Annotated in this window: 18 protein-coding genes; 7 read left to right on the top strand and 11 right to left on the bottom strand. The window is 38.7% G+C overall.

Features of this window, described 5'->3' with window-relative positions:
• Positions 1-270 precede the first annotated feature (270 nt).
• The 5 genes from KGMB01110_RS04640 (at position 271) to KGMB01110_RS04615 (ending at position 3,975) form a co-directional block, all read left to right on the top strand.
• Positions 271-942: a helix-turn-helix domain-containing protein gene (locus KGMB01110_RS04640; protein ID WP_002322214.1), complete on the top strand. Its 672-nt coding sequence runs from the start codon at positions 271-273 to the stop codon at positions 940-942.
• A 310-nt stretch (positions 943-1,252) separates the two neighbouring features.
• Entirely contained in the window at positions 1,253-1,732 is a 480-nt protein-coding gene (locus KGMB01110_RS04630) for an MGMT family protein (protein WP_002322212.1), read from the top strand.
• 287 nt (positions 1,733-2,019) lie between these two features.
• Positions 2,020-2,184, top strand: a complete 165-nt coding sequence (locus tag KGMB01110_RS14890) for a hypothetical protein (protein ID WP_156085434.1) — start codon at positions 2,020-2,022, stop codon at positions 2,182-2,184.
• 5 nt (positions 2,185-2,189) lie between these two features.
• The gene (locus KGMB01110_RS04620; protein ID WP_117602648.1) at positions 2,190-2,669 is read left to right on the top strand and encodes a sporulation initiation factor Spo0A C-terminal domain-containing protein; all 480 of its coding nucleotides are present in this window, start codon (positions 2,190-2,192) and stop codon (positions 2,667-2,669) included.
• A 340-nt stretch (positions 2,670-3,009) separates the two neighbouring features.
• Entirely contained in the window at positions 3,010-3,975 is a 966-nt protein-coding gene (locus KGMB01110_RS04615) for an RpnC/YadD family protein (protein ID WP_119297713.1), read from the top strand.
• A gap of 106 nt (positions 3,976-4,081) precedes the next feature.
• Here the strand turns inward: KGMB01110_RS04615 and KGMB01110_RS04610 are convergent, their stop codons facing one another.
• From KGMB01110_RS04610 to rfbF, 11 genes are read right to left on the bottom strand one after another with little or no spacing between them, the layout of a single operon-like run.
• A complete protein-coding gene (locus tag KGMB01110_RS04610) occupies positions 4,082-5,566 on the bottom strand; it encodes a hypothetical protein (RefSeq protein ID WP_119297712.1) in 1,485 nt (494 codons plus the stop codon).
• Between the two features lie 14 nt (positions 5,567-5,580).
• Complete coding sequence (locus KGMB01110_RS04605; RefSeq protein WP_119297711.1) at positions 5,581-7,719, bottom strand: ArnT family glycosyltransferase; 2,139 nt, start codon at positions 7,717-7,719, stop codon at positions 5,581-5,583.
• Positions 7,716-9,356 (bottom strand): acyltransferase family protein, encoded by a 1,641-nt coding sequence (locus KGMB01110_RS04600; protein ID WP_119297710.1) that lies wholly within the window; start codon positions 9,354-9,356, stop codon positions 7,716-7,718. The genes KGMB01110_RS04605 and KGMB01110_RS04600 overlap by 4 nt, the downstream gene beginning before the upstream one ends.
• Before the next feature lie 9 nt (positions 9,357-9,365).
• Positions 9,366-10,034: an HAD family hydrolase gene (locus KGMB01110_RS04595; protein WP_119297709.1), complete on the bottom strand. Its 669-nt coding sequence runs from the start codon at positions 10,032-10,034 to the stop codon at positions 9,366-9,368.
• Between the two features lie 2 nt (positions 10,035-10,036).
• Positions 10,037-11,848 carry a thiamine pyrophosphate-binding protein gene (locus tag KGMB01110_RS04590; protein WP_119297708.1) on the bottom strand — a complete coding sequence of 604 codons (1,812 nt, stop codon included), beginning with the start codon at positions 11,846-11,848 and terminating at the stop codon, positions 10,037-10,039.
• Between the two features lie 26 nt (positions 11,849-11,874).
• Positions 11,875-12,810 carry a glycosyltransferase family 2 protein gene (locus KGMB01110_RS04585; protein WP_119297707.1) on the bottom strand — a complete coding sequence of 312 codons (936 nt, stop codon included), beginning with the start codon at positions 12,808-12,810 and terminating at the stop codon, positions 11,875-11,877.
• Entirely contained in the window at positions 12,803-13,276 is a 474-nt protein-coding gene (locus tag KGMB01110_RS15525) for an NAD-dependent epimerase/dehydratase family protein (protein ID WP_119297706.1), read from the bottom strand. The genes KGMB01110_RS04585 and KGMB01110_RS15525 overlap by 8 nt, the downstream gene beginning before the upstream one ends.
• Complete coding sequence (locus tag KGMB01110_RS15520) at positions 13,219-13,725, bottom strand: NAD-dependent epimerase/dehydratase family protein (RefSeq protein ID WP_119297705.1); 507 nt, start codon at positions 13,723-13,725, stop codon at positions 13,219-13,221. Before KGMB01110_RS15520 ends, KGMB01110_RS15525 begins: the two co-directional genes overlap by 58 nt.
• Positions 13,726-13,746: 21 nt before the next feature.
• Positions 13,747-15,369, bottom strand: coding sequence for an aldolase catalytic domain-containing protein (locus KGMB01110_RS04570; protein WP_119297704.1), 1,623 nt, complete (start codon positions 15,367-15,369; stop codon positions 13,747-13,749).
• Positions 15,350-16,423, bottom strand: a complete 1,074-nt coding sequence (gene rfbG, locus KGMB01110_RS04565; RefSeq protein WP_119297703.1) for a CDP-glucose 4,6-dehydratase — start codon at positions 16,421-16,423, stop codon at positions 15,350-15,352. The genes KGMB01110_RS04570 and rfbG overlap by 20 nt, the downstream gene beginning before the upstream one ends.
• Before the next feature lie 6 nt (positions 16,424-16,429).
• Entirely contained in the window at positions 16,430-17,209 is a 780-nt protein-coding gene (gene rfbF, locus KGMB01110_RS04560) for a glucose-1-phosphate cytidylyltransferase (RefSeq protein WP_119297702.1), read from the bottom strand.
• Positions 17,210-17,342: 133 nt separating this feature from the next.
• Between rfbF and KGMB01110_RS04555 the strand changes: the two genes are divergently transcribed.
• Together KGMB01110_RS04555 and KGMB01110_RS04550 are read left to right on the top strand one after the other, a co-directional pair.
• Entirely contained in the window at positions 17,343-18,386 is a 1,044-nt protein-coding gene (locus KGMB01110_RS04555; protein WP_119297701.1) for a site-specific integrase, read from the top strand.
• A 147-nt stretch (positions 18,387-18,533) separates the two neighbouring features.
• Positions 18,534-19,802: a lipopolysaccharide biosynthesis protein gene (locus KGMB01110_RS04550; protein ID WP_119297700.1), complete on the top strand. Its 1,269-nt coding sequence runs from the start codon at positions 18,534-18,536 to the stop codon at positions 19,800-19,802.
• The last annotated feature ends 3 nt before the right edge of the window (positions 19,803-19,805 follow it).

The raw sequence follows: 19,805 nt of genomic DNA, 5'->3' as shown, positions 1-19,805 counted from the left end.
CTCGTGGCTAAACGGAACAGCCCCAGTCAGAAACCTTATTTTCGGTCTGATAGTCTATGCTTATTCATGCTATCAAAATGAAAATACATCTTTTCTATGCTTACTCAAGCGTGTGATTGACCCTAGCGTGCTTAATCACTCTATCTGATACGATAATAACGCCATTAGAATTACTTGTCAAGAAGTTTTTGTTGACTTTTAGATATATATTAAGTATGATATGCTTATAAATACCAAGAAAAGCAATGAAAGGAGTGTTTATACTAAGTCATGGAGCATTACGAAAAGAAAATCAGTTTCTTAGGAGAGAACATACAGACCATAAGAAAGCATAGAGGAATGAAACAACAGGAACTTGCGGACAAAATCGGTATCAATATGCAGAGCCTTTCCAAGATTGAACGTGGCGTGAATTATCCTACCTTTGATACGCTGGAAAAGATAATGGACGTGCTGGGAGTAACACCCAATGAATTATTGTCGGGAGAATGGAAGTATATTGACCACACCGAGCCCTATATCATGGATATTATCAAACGGGAACAAGACTTCAATGTTTCCTTAGATTACCTGTCTGAAAATGAATTTTTCGATGATGAAAAAGAATGCACATTTTACAAGGCATATAAACTCATACAGTATATCCATAACTACATTACCAATGAGGTTACGGAGTTGGAAGAACTTATGGAAATCAAGCAGTTGATACAGCGTCAAAAACTGGAACGCATGATAAAAGTACATAAGGAAATGCGAGGGTTAGACCGATACAGAGAACAGCCCAAAGAGTATAAATACCATGACCCTTATGATGATTGGATATTTCGTCAGCTTGCGGATATAGACAACAGAAACAACATTCCCGACACTTCTCCACAAGTAGACTTCAATGAAGCAGACTATGAAGATTATCTAAAGGCGAAATGGAACAGAGGTCTTTAATTTCCTCTTGCATGGAAGATACAGCAAACAAAAAGCCCAGTAAAGAGTGCAAAGCACCACCAATGGTGGCAAGGCTCTTGACAGGGCTTTTTCTTTTCTGTTGTGGGGTAATCAAGAGGAAGAAAGAAAAAGTGTGCATTTTTGTTCCATAAATGCTAAGGGTATGCTGATTTTTATTGTGGCGGATATATGGAACTGTTATAATATGGATATGAAGAAAGCGACAAATTTGAAAGTGTTAATAATTTTCAAACAGCCTCATTGCATGGAAATAAGAAACAGACTATCCTTAAAGTAGGAGGTGGCACAAATGGCAAATGAAGATAAAAAAGATTTTAATGCTATGTTGCATGATAGTAAGGATATGCCAAAATTTCAAATTATCATAGACCAGAAAAGTATTGAGAAATATGGTGGAAACAAAATGTATTTTGCTCCCCCGATTGACTATGACAAAGTAATGAAAAAAGTTCCGTATGGTAAAGTGATTACGGTTGGAAAAATACGAGAACACTTTGCAAAATTGAGTGGTGCAGATTTTACAGAGCCGATTACAGCGGGTATATTTGTTTCTATTGTAGCGTGGGCGAGTTATCAGCGTTCCGAAGATGAAACACCCTATTGGAGAACATTAAAAGCAAACGGAGAATTAAATGCTAAATATCCAAATGGTATTGAAGCACAGAAAGAAAAATTAGAAGCAGAGGGACATACCATTATTCAAAAGGGGCGTAAAAATATACGATACTATGTAAAGGACTATGAAAATTCTCTTTTTGATTTGAAATAGGCAAATTCTATTTCACAATTTCATATCTCTATACACAAAGCAGTTAGTCTTAGGATTGACTGCTTTTTAAAAAGACACCATTTAGGTGTAATGATGTCTTTTGGGTGTTATTTTATAGGTCATATCAAGGCTCATTCAATCGTGGTAAATTCGTGGTAAAATGAGTTTTTTCTATACTTCAAAATACTTGAAAGTATAGTGTTTATGCGGATAATCGAAAATTAGATATAAAATTTTAAATAATCATCTACAATTATCGTCATGATAATGAACTATCACAGGAACTTATGGCAGAGGTGTTGGATGAAACACCGCGTTGCTATATCGAACAGGAAATGGGTCGCAGCGGATACAGTCTGCAAACATTTTGTCGTTTTCTTTTAACACTGTCCGATAAAGAAGTTCTGGAACTCGTACACGGTATGAAAAAAGAGAATGTGTGGGAGGAATAGGGTCTATGATCTTGTATCAGACGCCGATGGCGGGACGAATCCGACGGTTGTTGATCCAACTTGGAGCAACACCAAATTACATAGGATACCGTTATCTTGTTGAAGCAATCTGTCTCTCACTTGTTGACCCGCAAAATCTGGAGCTGATCACCAAAAAAATCTATCTTGAGGTAGCAACAACTTATCAGACCACCGGATCTGCAGTAGAGCGGAATATTCGAACCGTTCTGGAAATCATCTGGCGGGAGCAGACTCCCATGCTCAAGAAAATTATCGGGAATGGGATTCGTAACCGTCCCTGTATCAGTCAGTTTATCGGATATATTTGCAGTTGGATAGAAGACGGGAATATTACGGTTGTCCCAATGCAAAGACCGGAAGACGAGATTGATGAAGAAGCAGATTTCAGAGAAATGGTAATAAATGCAAAAAGAGCCTGGTTCGAATATACGAGAACTCATGCTAATCCAGATTTAAAGTTTTAAGAGGACTCAGCACTATCGGGAATCCGGTAGTGCTGTTTTTTTTACATTCATCATATGAAATAACTTACCTAAACATTAGCACGAATTCCTGATATTTGAAATATAAAATAACTTGTATGAAATATAATTGACAGATCGCCACTTTCCTGTTATAAAAGTTATATATCAAAAGCATTTATTTTTCTTACTTTTCTTTGCAGAAATATCTGCATCTGTATATTTTCTACCGAAATTCTTCGGAAAAAGAAATCTCAATGCTTGAAACCAATTCCATTCAGCAGGAGATTTCGAAAAAGCCAGTCGGCATTTCACTCCTGCACCTCGAAAGGAGAATATGCCTATGGCAAGGAAAAACAAAAGAACAAGTAAACGTAAAACCAAGCAAATCATTAAGAGAACTTACAAAGACAGTTTGTTCCGCATTTTGTTCAATACACCAGAACATTTGCTGGAATTGTATAATGCAATCAATGGAACTCATTATGAAGATCCGGAAGTTTTGGAAATCAATACATTAGAGAATGCAATGTTTCTTTCTGTAAGAAATGATGTCTCTATGATTCTTGATACTACATTATCGCTATATGAACATCAATCGACATACAGTCCAAACCTTCCTTACCGGAATCTTCAATATGTAACTTCCATTTATGCCGGAATGATATCACAGGACAGGGTATTCGGATCCCATCCTCTGAGCCTTCCGTCTCCAAGCTTTATTGTCTTTTACAATGGAACCGACAAAGATCTTCCGGATCGATCAGAATTGCGACTTTCCGATTTGTTTGAAAAAAGTAATACCAACTCAGGAATTGAACCATGGCTGGAGTTGCGAACCATTGTCCTGAATATCAACAAAGGATATAATGAACAACTAATGAAAACCTGTCAGACACTTCGAGATTATACAGAACTGGTATCGCGTATTCGGTCATATCAGAGAGAACTTCCGCTAGAAGAAGCTGTAACCCAGGCAGTAGATGATTGTATTAAGGATGGAGTTCTGGCAGAATTTTTAAGTAAGAATCGAAGGGAGGCTATACGTGTGAGTATATTAGAATGTGATGTAGATAAAGTCATGGACTATCTGAAAAAAGAAGCAAAAGAAGATGGACACGCAGAAGGGTTAGCTACTGGACGTGCGGAAGGATTAGCTATAGGACGAGCAGAAGGCCAAATAGAAGGTTATCTTTCTTCTGTTCAAGCCATTATGAAAAATTTGAACATGACTCCGATTCAGGCAATGGATGCATTAAACATCCCTGCCGAGGAACGGGAAAATTTGCTGAAACAATTGAATGATTGACAACTTGCAAAAACCGCATGCCCTGGGAGCTTCGGTATTAGCTTTCCGACACGCGGTTTTTGAGATTATTTGATTATAGACAGATGGCTTATTTTATGGTGTCGAATTATTTCGCCAGGTATTTATAAAAGAAACTCTGCCCTACATCCCCGGAAAAATTAGGGCTGTTCAACAAGACGGTTTCATCGTCATCATCTGCATAAACAATTTCGCCGGCATTAATTCTCTGAAATGTTTCTGTGAATGTTCGTCTCATTTCAAAAATCGGTGTAATGCTTCCGATACCTAATGTGAGAATAAGCGCCAGAAACAGAATATACGATTTTTCTTTCCACGCTTTTTGCACAGCATCCATAACCCAGATCATAATCAGAAATAATCCCGGAATCGATGCTCTCATGCAAAAATCCCCGGAGTATCCTACTTTGATCCAAGGAATGATCAACAAACAGCCAACTACCAGATAATAGAATAGATTATCCATTTGATAATTATATAAAAGAATAACATAAATCCCCAAATCTAAAATGATGAAAAGAACATATTTTGCAATGCTGTTGTCAAAATCTGGTCCTAATGTATTCGCTTCCATCACGTGTGCTCCGGAAAGATTTCCGCTTAAATAGCAGAAAGATAATATCCCGATCAGACCGCCTCCAAGAACATTTTGAATGGTGCATGTTTCTTTCATGAGTTCCTTAAAATACTGCCCTCTGGTTCGTACAGCATTTCCCAGTGAATTTTCCTTACATAATAAACACAAAAATACGGTGATAGGCAACAAACCAATAAAGGGTAACGTGCTTGTCAACATACTGCATGCCAGAAGAAATATCCGATTTCGATTATTTTTCTGCATATAAATCATCATTGTTGCCAACCATACCGGAAGTGCCTGATTAAATACCCAGAATAACTGTGTTGTCATGCTGGAAAATTGATAAGGATTTCCCCACCATTCCAAATGCCATGGATTTACAGCATTTACATAATCCATATTGATCAGATAGGCACCGACGATATCCAATCCACTAAAGAAGATCAGAATAAAAACAGGCCAGATCTTAATCTGTTTATATCGGCAACAAATCAGGTAATAGATCAGAACCAAACCTAGTAATGCCCAGACAGCCTGCATATAATATCCAATGCGAAGTCCGAATATTTTCCCAATCACAGCAGATGGCAGCCAGAATCCAATGTAATAGATCAATCCCGTTTCCCCAGAAGTTCCCTCAAAAATGGAAAGAATTTTATGATTTCTTACCGGCCAATCATATTCCACAAGAATATTGAAAATGCTGTTTCGTGCGGTATGATCCATATTCTGAAATACAAATTTTCCGATTCCGGAATAATAGACCCAAACAGCAAGAACCCCAATAACAAAAAGAGCTTTCACGATATTATCCCGATTCCATTCCGGCGACCACATTTCCGGACTTTCTTTACAGGCTTTCCATGTGCAGAAAAGAACCAGAAGAATTACCGGAATCGCAATATAAGGTTTTGTCCATCCTCCGATAAAGATCAGGAAAGGGAGGACGAGGTAAAGGATTGCAAGGTGATACAATAGCTTCGATTTATTCATAGCATTTATATCCTTTATTTAAATATTTTCTTGCCAAAAGGTACATTTGAATTTTTAGGTCCTGAATTTACATTTTTAATGAAATATCCATTTTTATTATAGTTTCCCATGAAAGTTGTATTTTCGTTATAACCAGCAGGAACCCAAATTATATCAGATAAATCTAAAGATGTTGTTTGCTTAAAATAAACGCCTTCAAAAGAATATCCTTGATTTACTTTCATTGCCAAATTTACCAGTTCATCTTCAGAACTTATAAGGTATGGAGACTCTTTTGTTCCCGATCCCTTCTCAAATAAACCATCTTCGCTGGCTGCATCCTTATCTAATATGTAAACCGAAATGTTATTATCTTCGGAAATATACGTTCCGGCATATTTATAATTTTCAGTATTTACTAACTCATATAAAGAATCTCTGATTTCACGTGTTCCAGATTTTTTATTTGAATTAAACGACTTTTCATGTCCTTTGTAAGTATCATCATATAAATTATAAATAATAATTGCAGATGGTTTTGTCTCTTTTAATATATTAATATCCTTTTCTAAACTTTCATTTGTAGAAACATCAAACCATTCTACTTTAGAGAATACTCCCGGGTCATTTCTATCGCAAAGAAGATAAAATATGGGCATTTGTGGGAAACTGTATATAACATCATCTTGTTCAGTGTTCTTTTGAACGACTTTAACAATGTCTTCATACATTTTTTTTGTGTTTTTCGAAAGTTTTATTCCTTCTAACAATGGAATAGAAGTAGTAGATGTTGATTCATATACACTTGATTCATTTATCCCCCACCATTGGCAAGGGACAACCAGTTTATAACTTATGCAACTAATACTTAAAAAAATACAATAACACGATATTGCAAACTTTGGTATAAAGTCCCCACTAAAATTCATACAATCAAACAAAATAGCAATTACCAGTGCAACGCATAACCCCGACTCACCAATAGACAAACCACCAGACATTCCAGCACCATAACTAAATGAAAAGCAAGCTCCTAATAATGAAAGTATCTTTAGTTTTTGTATATTTTTGTTTTGATGTTTAATAATACACCAGATGCAGTTAATACCTAAATATATCATCATACATACTGTTATGATGAAAGGGAGTGTTACGTCCAGACGGCGCTGATTTGCATAATATATTCCTAAAGATTCAGACTGTAATGTGAACAATAAACCTACAAAAAGAATTAATGAAAAACTTGCCAATACATATTTGTTGGCTTTAGAAGCTTGAAGATATTTCATAGACACTCTTTTCATAAGATATACAAAAAAAGTAAATACAATTCCCCATAATAACACTTGTATAAACGAAATGTAGCCATTACATATCCATTGAAATAAAATCGCTATAAGCCCACCTTTTGCTTCTACTGCACCAAAAAGAACTGACTGAATCATATTTTTCAAAATCCCTGTTGCTGAACATATGACTATGAATAAAAGAATTGGAACAGCAATTGCACAAATATATTTAGAAATCAAAAAGATACTTTGTTTAAGAGACTTTTCCAAGTATAAACAAGTAAACACTAGCATCATCATAGAAAAGACTAAGAAAAGCCCTCCCATATTCTGCTTTACGAGGAAGAATAATGATGAAAAAATTCCCCATAAATACAATGCAATATTTTTTCCTTTTCCATGGTATATTTTTTGAATTGCTATTACCATAAAAAGAATCGCTAAATGAGAAAATATATCCATCACTCGCACATAATCGTAAAATACACTATATACTTCAGATTGTAAGTAAAAAATTCCTGTAATCGCAGATATTGTAGCTGCTGTATATGAAAAAATCCTACTCAATATGATATAAATAAGGCTTGCTAATCCAGCATAAATAAAAATACCTAAAATGCGAAGGACTATAAGTTTGTATCCAAATAATTTTATAATACCAGCTATTAGATACATATATGCCGGCGTAAATAAATATTCAAAATCAGAATATACTGCTTTTCCATCCAAAATTTCTTTTGCATAATAACTATACCAGCCCTCTGCTGTGGAAAAAGTCTTATTAGATAAAAAAGCAGCATATATAAAACTAAAACTGAATACAAGTATTAATCCTAATATAAATTTTTGATTTTGTTTTAAATTTTTTAAATGACTAAAACTCATTTTTTGTGCTCCTCAAATATTAAATAATTATCTATTATTTTTACAAATTTCAAAACTGGTTTTTGTTTCAATATATATACTTCTAATATATTTTTTCTTAATAATTCAATAATGGAGCATACAAAATATATAATGAATACAATACCTGTTAAGATTAAAATAAAATATGAACTATAATACCATGTATCTGTTTCAACAAAATAACTCCATACAATATTTCTAAGGAAATTATGATCATGAATTAATAATACTGCAAATGAATAGGTAGCTAATTTATTGATTTTGGGATTTACATATTTAGGAAGTTCCTTAACAAAAAAGAAAACAGAAAATCCAGCAATAATCATTAACAGTGATGATTCGGTTCCACTATTTCCTAACAAAAAGTCAATAATTTTGTTATTTCTTCCCCATAAAACACTATAGTTTGCCTGAAGAAGAATTAACCAAATTATAAAAGCTGTTCCTGAAGTAATACGTTTGTCTTTTAAAAATGCAAGCGGCCATTTTTTTAAATTTAACATTAAAACGTAACAGAAAATAAACAGAGTAAGTTCGCTGAAAACATATTGATAATAGTTAGTTATTTGTCCCATTATTTGAGATAAAATTTGAGCAACAAAAATAAGAAATAATAAATATCTGCTTTGGTTTTTGGTTAAATGGTCTGTTCCTTTTTTAATAAAGGGCAACAGCAGATAAAATAACAGATAACTTGAAGCAAATCCATGTGAATTACCTATAATTGGAAGTAAGCTACTAAAAATATCCAGAATAGAAATATTCGCGCCTAACATAAATGCGATTATTGTAAAGAAGAAGGAATAAAAAAATACTTCAAACCAAACTTTTATAAAACGTACGGCACTAAATTGCTGATCAACAAAAAACCACATTGATATAGCAATGTAGATAATAAAACATATTTTTCCTACTGGTAAAAATAAATAGGAGAATAGTAGATTTCGCCCTTCAGCCATATTAAGTGCACCGCCATGAACGACACAATGATGTGCAACTAATAAAAGCATACAAATAATACGTAATAGTTCAATATTGCTATTACGTTCCTCTTTATGGGTTATTGTTTTGGAGTTAATGTTACTATTTATACTACGAGTTAAAAGAAATGATAAAATCGCTGAAAGGATAAGCAACGCAAACTGTTCTAGTATCCACGAAATACTTTTTTGAACAGGTGAAAAATATTTTAATCCAATCCCTACTTCATTAATCTTGGTGGTATTGGGAATATCAATATATAAATTAGAGTATTTATTATATTGAATGGGAATAACTATTTCTTTCTGTAAAAAACAATAAGGCCTAGATGTTATTGCAATAAGATTATCATCTACATCTTTATAATAAATAGAAATTGTGGAATTTTGGGTGGTCCTGTTAGAAAAGCCAATTCGTATAGCATTAATCTCTATTTTGTCAGTGTTTATTTTTAAAAGATGTTGATCATTAAAATTTTCGGAATATATATTAGTAGCCTTAATATCGATTTTATTAAAGCTTTGTGTTTCTTCATACTTGTAAAGAAAAGTATTTTTTCCAATAAATAGAAAACCAAGATAAATGAGTATCATGGTTATTAAAATTTTGTGCAAATTATATCTACTTTTTTTCATGAATTCCACCTAAAAAATTATATCTAACTGTCGCAAAATATTAAAAAAATCTTTTGTATTCTTACTTATCCCTACATTCTCAAATTGCATGACATCTTCTTTCGAAGCAAATCCAAATCCATAGGTTACTCCTATAAATTTCATGCCGGCATCAGCCGCACCAATTGCATCATTGTCACTGTCTCCAACCATGATGATCCGAGATGGATCTGTTAGTCCAATTTCTTTTACACACAATTGGATAATGTCTTTCTTTTTCATCTGATTAAAATTATCAGCACCATGCATAACGGTTGCATACTTGTCAAAATGAAAATGTTCTAATATCTGTAAGGCATAATCTTCTCGTTTATATGTCGCAATTCCAACCTTAATATGGTTCTGGACTAGCTTGTCCAGAACCGTATAAATTCCCTCGTAGGGAACTGCTTGTAATAAAAATTTTTCTTTATAAGCGTCACGAAAAATTTCCGCAATTTCCTGTATTTTCTCTGGACTCAAATCATAATATTTTGCCAGAGAATTTTGAATCGGAGGTCCGATAAAAGTACGAAGTTGTGATTCTGTTAAAGGCGTTAACCCACATACATCAATTGTATAGTTTACGGCAGAGATTAAACCTTCTGACGTATCTAACAACGTACCATCAACATCAAAAATAACCGCATCATAAGTCATATTTATTGCTCCCACATTGGAATAATCATAATTTTTTCCAGTTCTTCTCTTGGAAGGAATGGCGCCAGATCTTCCAACGGTGGACTTACCAAAGTTCCATCCGGAAGACGTTTTGTTGCACTTTTCGGCTCAAATTTCTGATTAATATCTACATAAATTTCACACATCGCATAGCCTTCGGTAGCAAGTGTTGCTTCAATTGCGGCTGGAAGTTCCTGGTTGCTGCTTGCGGTAAAGTATGGGATTCCATAAGCGCCTGCGATTTTTTTCATTTCCGGGAAACTTAAATCTCCACTTTCAGGCCCAACTCCGACTTTGGTATATTCCGGGAATAAATTCCCTTCGGTCTGACGCATGGAATGGTATCCCTGATTATTGACGACAAAAATCTTAATCGGTAATTTATGGAATACAATGGTTTGTAATTCCTGAAGATTCATCTGAATACTTCCGTCGCCTGACAGACACAGAACTTGTTTCTTTCCAAGAGCAAAACAGGCACCAATTGCTGCCGGAAGGTCATAGCCCATACTTGCTGCACCGCTGTTACAGATCAGGCGAGTTGCTTCTTTGATATAGATTGCATGAAGACATGCCTCTACAGTACCATTTCCAAGCACAATCGTCTGATCTTCTGGTGCAAGACGGCTGATTGTATCCAAGAAACAGTATGCATTTGCCAATCCCTCAGCTTCATGTTGTTTTTTCGTCACAACCGGATAATTTTTCTTCCATTCCCGGCAGATATTGAGCCACTCTTCATGTGGAGACAATGCTTGAGGCAATGCAGCATCTAATTTTTCAAGAAAATCTTTTGCATCCGCCTGAATGGGCAGTTCTACATGAATGCTTGGTTTTTGAAGTTCATATTTATCAATGTCTACCATGATCACAAAAGCTTCTCTTGCCCAACTGTGAACATTGTATCCTACCTGACGGCAACTCAAACGACATCCGACAGAGAGTACCAGATCAGCATTTTGAACTGCCCAGTTTCCGGCACGATCCCCGATTAAACCGGGTTGTCCAACATAAAGCGGATGTTCCGTTGGCATAAGGTCTGTGGAATCATATGCAACAGCTACCGGAATGTTTAACTTTTCAGCAACTTTACGCATTAGATCTACACAATTCGCAATGTGAATCCCATTTCCTACATTCAGGACAGGGCGTTTTGCATCTTTAATTTTCTGAAGAACGATTGCGATTTGTTCCTCTGTTGTAACAGGTGGATCTACCTCTTTCAGTTTGCATGGATCAAATTCTATAAATTCATCGGTATCAATATATCCACCTTGTACATCCAACGGAACGTCTAGCCATACCGGACCCGGACGACCATGGGTTGCAAGGTATAATGCTTTCTGGAGATGATATTTCACAGTTTTCGGATCAATGATCATCTCAGCATACTTTGTCATATGTGCAACCATAGGCGTGATATCATATTCCTGATCTCCCATAGCACGAACCGGAATTCCTGCGGCTCGTGCAGTTGTTGCATAGCGAACCTGTCCGCTGATCACCAACATCGGAATACTGTCAAGCCAGGCGCCCAGTACACCGGTTAATGTATTGGTTCCGCCCGGTCCGGTTGTACAACATACCATAGGCAATTCATTGTTGGCACGAAAATATCCTTCCGCTGCAATTGCAGCGCTCTGTTCGTGTTGTACGAAAATATTGGTCAGTCCTTCCTGATGACCAAAGGAAACATTCAGATGCATCGCTCCACCGCCAGGGACGGTAAAGTTGTATCGAATTCCCTGTTCTACTAAAAATTGTGCAATCCAGTCTGAGATTTTTACTTTCATTTTTTCCTCCAGATAAGCTCTTTCTTTTAAAAATTAATACGTTCTTCTTCCACCACCATGGGGCGTTTTGTTACCCGTGTAAGAATTGCTCCGATATATTCGCCAATTACGCCGATAAATGCCAATTGCACCGATGAAAGCAGAAAGACTCCGATCAGAATCGGGGCAGTTCCCATTGCGAAAGAATCCCAATAGATCAGTTTTAAAACTAAATAAATAATAGCAAGCAGAAAACTGATCCCGGACATCATCATCCCCGCCATGGTTGCGATACGAAGTGGTTTTTTAGATACGTGAGTCACACCCGTAATTGCAAAATCGAAATACCGGTTAAAGTTATAGCTGGATTTTCCGAATTCCCGTTTGTTCTGGGTGTATTCCATCAGATAGGTTTTATACCCCAAATCGGGTACTAAGCCACGCACATATGGATCCGGGTCATCCATCCAGCGCATGGTATCTAAAAATTCTTTATCAAACAATCCATAACCGGTGACTCCTTCATATTGTGGCGTTTCAGAAAGCCAGTTAATCAGCGTGTAATAAAGCTTTCGTACCTGAAACATCAGGAAATTTTCTTTACTCTTTAGCTTTTGTCCAAGAACAACTTTATAGCCTTCTTCCCATTTTGCTAAGAATTTCGGAATCATTTCCGGTGGATCCTGAAGATCGCACACGATACAGATCAATGCATCCCCTTTCGCCTGAAGCATCCCATAGCTTCCGGAACGATTTGGTCCGAAATTTCGTGCATTTAAAATAACTTTTATATTTTTATCTTCTTTTGCCAGTTCCCGCAAAATATTCCGGGAATTGTCACTGGAATAGTTGTCGATAAAAATATGTTCATATTGATACTGCGGCATAGCTTCAAACTGAGCTTTTACCGCATGATAAAGATTCATAATATTGGCTTCCTCGTTATAACAGGGAGTCATGACTGAAATTAGTTTTTTATCCATTGTTTTGTCCTTGATACCATTGTACCGTCCGCCGGATTCCTTCTTCAAAAGAAACTTCCGGTTCAAATCCGGTATCTTCCTTTAGTTCTGTAATATCTGCACATAAATGCATGACCTGATTCGGATAATATTCCCGTTCACCCAGTCCGATTTCCAGAGAGGGCGCTACGGTATCCCGAATCGTGGTAATATAGTCTTTCAACTGTCGGGTTTGTCCGGAACCGATGGTATAAGCTTTACCATGTTTTCCGTATTTTCCAATCAGATAAAAGGCTCTGGAACAGTCTCCGCCATATAAATAGTCCCAGGTCTGTTCCCCTTTTGTAAACTGCATCCGTTTTCCATCCAGCATATTAATAATACTGGACATCACCATCGTGTAAGAGTTATCGCGTGGACCGTAGGTACTTACGATTCTTCCCCAACTATGGCGAATACCGTACTGTTCACACAGGATTTTTCCCATGCGACAGGCATCCAGTTTTGCAATGCCATAGCCGGTACCGGATTCTTAGGAACAGCATCAGATATGGTCCCTTCTACCGGTCCGAACTCTGCCTGGGAGCCGGCACCAACAAACGCTTTACATCCGATTGCATGTGCCAGTTCAATCGCATCCAGTGTATCTATGACATTTTGTGTCTGAAGCCGTATGTCCTCACGGCTTGCCCCATAAGTTCCGTTCCATGCAAAATGGAAAAAGGTATCATAATCATGAGACAATATTTCTTTCAGGCTCAACAGATTATCAATATCACATTCTATGATTTCCAGATTCTGATGTGAAGTCAGATTCTTCATTTTTGCGGAAGCAGGTCTTACAATTCCTGTAACTCTGATTCCATCTGCAAGCATCTGTTCGATCATCGTGGCGCCAACCATCCCGGTGGCACCGGTAATAATTACATGTTTCATTATTCCGATTTATCCTTCTTCTTAATTTTTTTCTACGTAGTAAGACGGGGTCAGGAATGAAACATCCAGTTCTGACGCCATCTGTTGCAATGCATCCCGTACATACTGATTCAAAACATCCGCTTTTCTGCTGGTGAACCAGTATTCCATTTCTTCATCCGCGTAATTTGCTCCGGTAGTTGCATAGCCGTCTGCTCCGGCACAGACGACCTGTTCCGGTTCCAGATCTTTTAATAAACGCAACAGCATCACAAAGGAGTAATCAATCACAACGGCGTCTTTGTCCAGAAGTTTTTCATTATTTACCGTATAATCAAATGCATCTTCGGCGTTTGTGACATTGGAAGTCGCAATCACTTTTACCCCATGATGGTTCTGAGACTTCAATGCATTAATCAGACGAATATATCTTCTTGGATTACTCAAGAACACATAATCAACCGGACAAACTTCAGGAAGATGATTAATTGCAATCACGACCGGCTGTTGCTTTTGATAGTAATCCTGAATTTCTTTTGCATGTGATTTCATCGTGGTTCCAGGTCCGAGAAGCAGAACCTTTTTCCCGGCAATTACTGTTTTCAGCGCTGCCCGGTCGAGTGTATCATCACATTCCTTTGCCTGATATTTCAGATAAAGTTCTTCGATATGTGATTGATCATAAAGAAGCTTTTTCTCAGGCTCGATCCATTCCAGAATTTCATTCACGGATTTAATCGAAAGGGTATGTTTATCCATCAAAAACTTTACATAGTTTGGATGACAGTGATTGGAGGCAGCCACATAGAAAAACATGTTATAACCCCATGGAGTTTCTTTATAGATTTTCATGATATTTCCATCAATCGCCTCCAGCATTTGATTGACATCATATTCTTTTCCGTATTCTTCGTTTAAATGCATTCCCAAAAGTTCGATCGGAGCATTTCCGGCACTTTTTCCCATTCCGTAAAGAGTTCCATCGACTACAATGGTTCGATCGGTCTTGTATTTTAATACTTCGATGCAATTGGCGTAGGCCAGTTGGAAATTGTTGTGGGAATGATATCCCAGGCCGATTTCCGGTTTCAGGTGTTGATCCATCAAAGAGAAATAATGCATCAGATTCCCTTTATGAAGTAATCCATAGGTATCCACCATGGATACAGCATAAGGTTCCAGTTCATTGACAAGACTCATCAACTCTAACAATTCTTCATCGGAATAACTGGTAATCGAAACTGCCTGTGTAAAAACTTTATATCCCAGATCTTTTACCTGCTTACAAAATGCAATTGCTTCATGCATGATATGCTTTTTGAAAATCACGCGAATTCCGTCCAAATAGCTGTCTTTACAAGGCTGTAAATTTTCGATTCCACAAGTACCATAATCGATCATTCCGACGATCATGGCATTTCTTTTATCTACGTTTCCATAGATTTTTTCTACACAATCTGTAGATGGCATAATGCTGCGTTCGATATCATATGGACGCCTTTGATCCAGAAAGCCGATTTCAATGATATCGATATTGGCACTGACCAGACGTTCCAACATACTGATGGCATTGTTATGTCCGAATTTCCAGTCATTGACATAGCCGCCATCCCGTAATGTGCAGTCTAATAGTTTAATATGAGATTCACTTGTTGCTGTCTGCATATGCACCTCCGAAAAATTCCCGAATCTGTCGATCCACACATTCGGTTACATTTCCCTCGTTCACAAATACTTTTGCCCATTCCACCGTCTTCTCGATCGCCGTGTCCACATGCCATACCGGACTCCAGCCAAAGACAGTCTTTAACTTGGAACAATCCAATTTCAGGAAGTTGGCTTCATGGGGGCCGCCTACAAATTTATTTTCCCAGGTCTGCCCTTCCCCCCAGGCATTACAGAACAAATCTACCAGTTCTCCGGTAGTTACGCAGTCACAGTCATCCGGTCCCACATTGTAGAATCCGGCATACTTTGGATCTTCATATTGTTTCTGTGCAATCATCAGGTAAGCTGCCAGTGGTTCCAGAACATGCTGATAAGGTCTGGTCGAATGCGGATTCCTTACGATGATCGGCTCTTTTTTCGCCGCTGCACGAATGCAGTCCGGCACGATCCGGTCATTGGCAAAGTCGCCGCCACCAATGACATTACCGGCTCTTGCCGTAGATACCGCTACTTCCATTTCATCAAAAAAGGAATGGATATAACTGTGGGTTACCAGTTCGGAACAGGATTTACTGTTGGAATACGGATCGTATCCATCCAGCGGATCCGTCTCACGATAGCCCCATTCCCATTCCCGGTTATGGTAGACTTTATCCGTTGTCACATTTAAAAAGGATTTGACGCAGGGATTTAATCGGACACATTCACAGATGTTGACCGTTCCCATTACATTTGTCTCATAGGTGTAGACGGGATCTTTATAGGAATCCCGAACGATCGGCTGCGCGGCCAGATGGAGGACGATTTCCGGCTGAACTTCCTCAAACACCTGCTTCAGATGACTCAGGTCACGGATATCCCCAATCACAGAATGCATTTCCTGATCCAGATGCATCAGTCCAAACAGACTTGGGGATGTTGGCGGTTCTAACGCATATCCAGTCACATTTGCCCCTGCATTTAATAAAATCCGAGCAAGCCAGGTTCCCTTGAACCCGGTATGCCCTGTAATCAATACGTTTTTATTCTGGAAAAACTTCAGATCTGTCATGTTCCTCTACTCCCATACCTTCCACGGTGCATTGCCGGATGCCCACATTTTTTCTAACTGTTCTTTTTCACGCTGGGTGTCCATACACTGCCAGAATCCGTTGTGTTTATAGGCGTTTAACTGTCCGTCGGCAACCAGATGCTCTAATGGATCTTTCTCGAAGACGGTGCTGTCGCCCTCGATATAGTCGAAGACTTCCGGCTCCAGTACCATAAATCCTGCGTTGATCCGGCTTCCGTCTGCAGAAGATTTCTCCCGGAATCCTTTAATATCCCGGCTGTCTCTGTCAATATCCAGTACACCGAAACGCTGTCCCACATGAACGGCTGTCAGGGTCGCATACTGATTTTTAGATTCGTGGAAATGAATCAGTTCATTGATATCAATGTCTGAAACTCCATCTCCATAAGTCATCAGAAACGGTTCATTTCCCACATATTTCTGAATCCGTTTGATTCGTCCACCGGTCATGGTGTTTAAGCCGGTATCTACCAGAGTTACTTTCCATGGCTCTGATACATTGTTATGTACGATCATTTTATTTTCATGACCGAAATCAAAGGTTACATCTCCGTTGTAGAGATAGTAATCTGCAAAATATTCTTTGATCATGTGCTGCTTATAACCGCAGCAGATAATAAACTCATGGTGCCCGTAAGCACTGTACTGTTTCATAATGTGCCAGAGAATCGGCTTTTCCCCAATCTCGATCATCGGCTTTGGGCGTAAATGGCTTTCTTCACTGATACGTGTTCCAAAACCGCCCGCCAGAATTACAACTTTCATGTCAGTTTTCCTTTCTCAATCTCCCTGATCCCCTCGATTAAATCTAAAAAAGGAATCCGTTCCTCAAGTGGACAACTAAAGGGTCGTGCTAAAATTCATTTATCAACAAAATTCGACAAAGGAGCAAAAAACTATGAAGAAAATGACATTGGAGCAGTGGGGAAGGGAATGGCTGAAATACAAGAGAGATTATGTGAAAGAATCGACCTACGCCAATTATCTGTTTTTGATGGAGCGGCAGGTCTTTCCAAATTTGGGAATGATAGAAGTGGAAGCGTTGGACTCGGTGATATTGCAACATACGGTCATGCATTGGCTGAAATGGGGACGGATCAATGGAGCGGGTGGGCTTTCACAAAAGACGGTGCGGGACATTCTGATGATCCTGAAAATGTGTCTGAGGGATTATGGAAGAAAATATGGCCGGACGATGCCGGAATGGCAGGTGGAATTACCGGTCAGACAGTTGGAGGAAAACAGACAGAAGCGGGCGGTTTTATCAAAGGGACAGCAACAGAAGCTGCTGGAATGGATCCGGCAGGAATTGAACTATGAGACGTTGGGCTATGCGGTAACGCTCTATACAGGAATTCGGATCGGGGAGTTGTGTGCGTTGAAATGGGGAGATGTGGATTTTGAGCAACGATCTATCTGCATTTCAAAGACCATCCAGAGAATTTATCTGAAGAATCCGGAGAACCGGGGGAATATCAAGGATGGAGAGGATAGAGATAAACGCACAGAGTCTGAAGGCAATGAAAGGAAGAATAAACAGGGAAGCAGGAAGAGGAGCAGGGAAAAGGGGAGAACGAAGATTTTGCTGACAACGCCAAAATCCAGAAAATCCATTCGGGAGATTCCGATTGCGGATGCATTGTATGATCTGATGCAGCCGTTTTGCGGGGAAGCACCGGAACATTTTCTGGTGACGGGCAGCAGGCGGTATATGGAACCGCGGCTGTATCGAAAGCATTATGCCAGATTCCTGGAGAAGAAGGAAGCGGAACATATTCATTTTCACGGGCTGCGGCATACGTTTGCAACACGCTGTGTAGAAGAGGGAGCGGATTATAAGGTGGTCAGTGAGTTGCTGGGGCATGCGTCGGTGAATCTGACGTTGAATTTGTATGTGCATCCGCAGTGGGAGGATAAGAAGCGGTGTGTGGAGTTGATATAAAAAAAGGAATAAGGTTAACTCTTATAGTGAAAGTAGAGAAAAAAGAGGGAGGCGTTGTCGAAAAGTGCTCTGGTCTGTTGAGTTTTAGCTATAACAGTGATATGATTAATTGGAGTATGCGGAAATTTAGAAAACGAGGATGTACGATTGAAGATAAAAGCATTTTTATTGAAGGATCAGAAGATCGAGAGAGACAGTTTTATCTGGAATATGGCAGGCAGTATGTTGATGGCGTTTCAGTCGGTCATCATGCTGATGATTTTAACCCGCACCTTGGGCCTGAAAGATGCGGGGATTTTTACGATTGCTTATGCAAATGCCAACCTGTTCCTGACGGTTGGAAAGTACGGGATGCGCTACTTTCAGATTTCGGATATGAAGGGACAGTTTTCTTTTGTGAACTATCGGATGTCCCGTGTGGTGTCATCTCTGGCGATGATGGTGACGGCGGTATTGTATACGGCTTATGCAGCAATGAGTAACGGATATTCTGCGGAAAAGACGCAGGTGATCGTTTGGATGTGCCTGTTTAAAGTCGTGGATGCGGTGGAAGATGTGTATCATGGATTTTATCAGAACCAGAATCGTCTGGATGTGGGCTCCAAATGCATGACGCTTCGGATCGGAATTACGATCGTGGTTTATGGAATGGGGCTGATTGTTTTCAGAAATCAACTGGTTTCGCTGATGATTGCAACGGTTCTGACGACGGGCTTATTTGTGTTGTTTACAAAATGGACCATTGGAGCATTCGATGTGGTGAAGGAAAAGGTGGACTGGAAGCAGGTTTTTGCGCTTTTGAAAGTGTGCTTCCCGTTATTTGCCGGAGCGTTTCTTTCTTTTTATATAGGAAATGCACCGAAATATGCGATCGATGCCATGCTGACCGATGAATTGCAGGCGTGCTACGGTTTTATCGCGATGCCGGTGTTTGTGATTGGTCTGTTGAACAATTTTATTTTCAATCCGATGTTATATAAGCTTTCGATGATGTGGAATGATGGGAGAGTAGGGCAGTTTGTCAGAAAAATCCTGCTTCAGTCCCTAATCGTGGCTGGAATTACGCTGGTATGTATCATTGGAGCGTTTTTGCTGGGAGTTCCGGTGTTGTCCTGGCTTTACAATACGGATCTGGCACCGTATAAGGCGGAATTGTTGTTGCTGCTTCTGGGCGGCGGTTTTCTGGGACTGTCCGGTCTGTTAAATGCGGTGATCACGATTATTCGTTACCAGAAGAGCCTGATGTGGGGATATGCGGTAGTGGCGTTATTGGCATTGGTGTGCTCCAACCGGATCGTAGGAATGTACGGAATGATGGGAGCGGCAGTTCTGTATACACTTTTGATGGCAATTCTCTGTGTCATTTTTGTGGGACTGTTTGCTTATGGTGTGATGAAGCAGAAGAAGACGTTATAATAT

It is taken from the genome of Mediterraneibacter butyricigenes (assembly GCF_003574295.1).
GTDB lineage: Bacteria > Bacillota > Clostridia > Lachnospirales > Lachnospiraceae > Mediterraneibacter_A > Mediterraneibacter_A butyricigenes.
The sequence above is the reverse complement of the archived record's forward strand: the minus strand, read 5'-3'. Positions and strand labels throughout refer to the sequence as shown.

Excerpts from the sequence above, each read along its gene's own strand:
- KGMB01110_RS04640 (WP_002322214.1), top strand. The coding sequence starts at position 271 with ATGGAGCATTACGAAAAGAAAATCAGTTTCTTAGGAGAGAACATACAG.
- KGMB01110_RS04630 (WP_002322212.1), top strand. The coding sequence starts at position 1,253 with ATGGCAAATGAAGATAAAAAAGATTTTAATGCTATGTTGCATGATAGT.
- KGMB01110_RS14890 (WP_156085434.1), top strand. The coding sequence starts at position 2,020 with ATGGCAGAGGTGTTGGATGAAACACCGCGTTGCTATATCGAACAGGAA.
- KGMB01110_RS04620 (WP_117602648.1), top strand. The coding sequence starts at position 2,190 with ATGATCTTGTATCAGACGCCGATGGCGGGACGAATCCGACGGTTGTTG.
- KGMB01110_RS04615 (WP_119297713.1), top strand. The coding sequence starts at position 3,010 with ATGGCAAGGAAAAACAAAAGAACAAGTAAACGTAAAACCAAGCAAATC.
- KGMB01110_RS04610 (WP_119297712.1), bottom strand. The coding sequence starts at position 5,566 with ATGAATAAATCGAAGCTATTGTATCACCTTGCAATCCTTTACCTCGTC.
- KGMB01110_RS04605 (WP_119297711.1), bottom strand. The coding sequence starts at position 7,719 with ATGAGTTTTAGTCATTTAAAAAATTTAAAACAAAATCAAAAATTTATA.
- KGMB01110_RS04600 (WP_119297710.1), bottom strand. The coding sequence starts at position 9,356 with ATGAAAAAAAGTAGATATAATTTGCACAAAATTTTAATAACCATGATA.
- KGMB01110_RS04595 (WP_119297709.1), bottom strand. The coding sequence starts at position 10,034 with ATGACTTATGATGCGGTTATTTTTGATGTTGATGGTACGTTGTTAGAT.
- KGMB01110_RS04590 (WP_119297708.1), bottom strand. The coding sequence starts at position 11,848 with ATGAAAGTAAAAATCTCAGACTGGATTGCACAATTTTTAGTAGAACAG.
- KGMB01110_RS04585 (WP_119297707.1), bottom strand. The coding sequence starts at position 12,810 with ATGGATAAAAAACTAATTTCAGTCATGACTCCCTGTTATAACGAGGAA.
- KGMB01110_RS15525 (WP_119297706.1), bottom strand. The coding sequence starts at position 13,276 with ATGGGAAAAATCCTGTGTGAACAGTACGGTATTCGCCATAGTTGGGGA.
- KGMB01110_RS15520 (WP_119297705.1), bottom strand. The coding sequence starts at position 13,725 with ATGAAACATGTAATTATTACCGGTGCCACCGGGATGGTTGGCGCCACG.
- KGMB01110_RS04570 (WP_119297704.1), bottom strand. The coding sequence starts at position 15,369 with ATGCAGACAGCAACAAGTGAATCTCATATTAAACTATTAGACTGCACA.
- rfbG (WP_119297703.1), bottom strand. The coding sequence starts at position 16,423 with ATGACAGATCTGAAGTTTTTCCAGAATAAAAACGTATTGATTACAGGG.
- rfbF (WP_119297702.1), bottom strand. The coding sequence starts at position 17,209 with ATGAAAGTTGTAATTCTGGCGGGCGGTTTTGGAACACGTATCAGTGAA.
- KGMB01110_RS04555 (WP_119297701.1), top strand. The coding sequence starts at position 17,343 with ATGAAGAAAATGACATTGGAGCAGTGGGGAAGGGAATGGCTGAAATAC.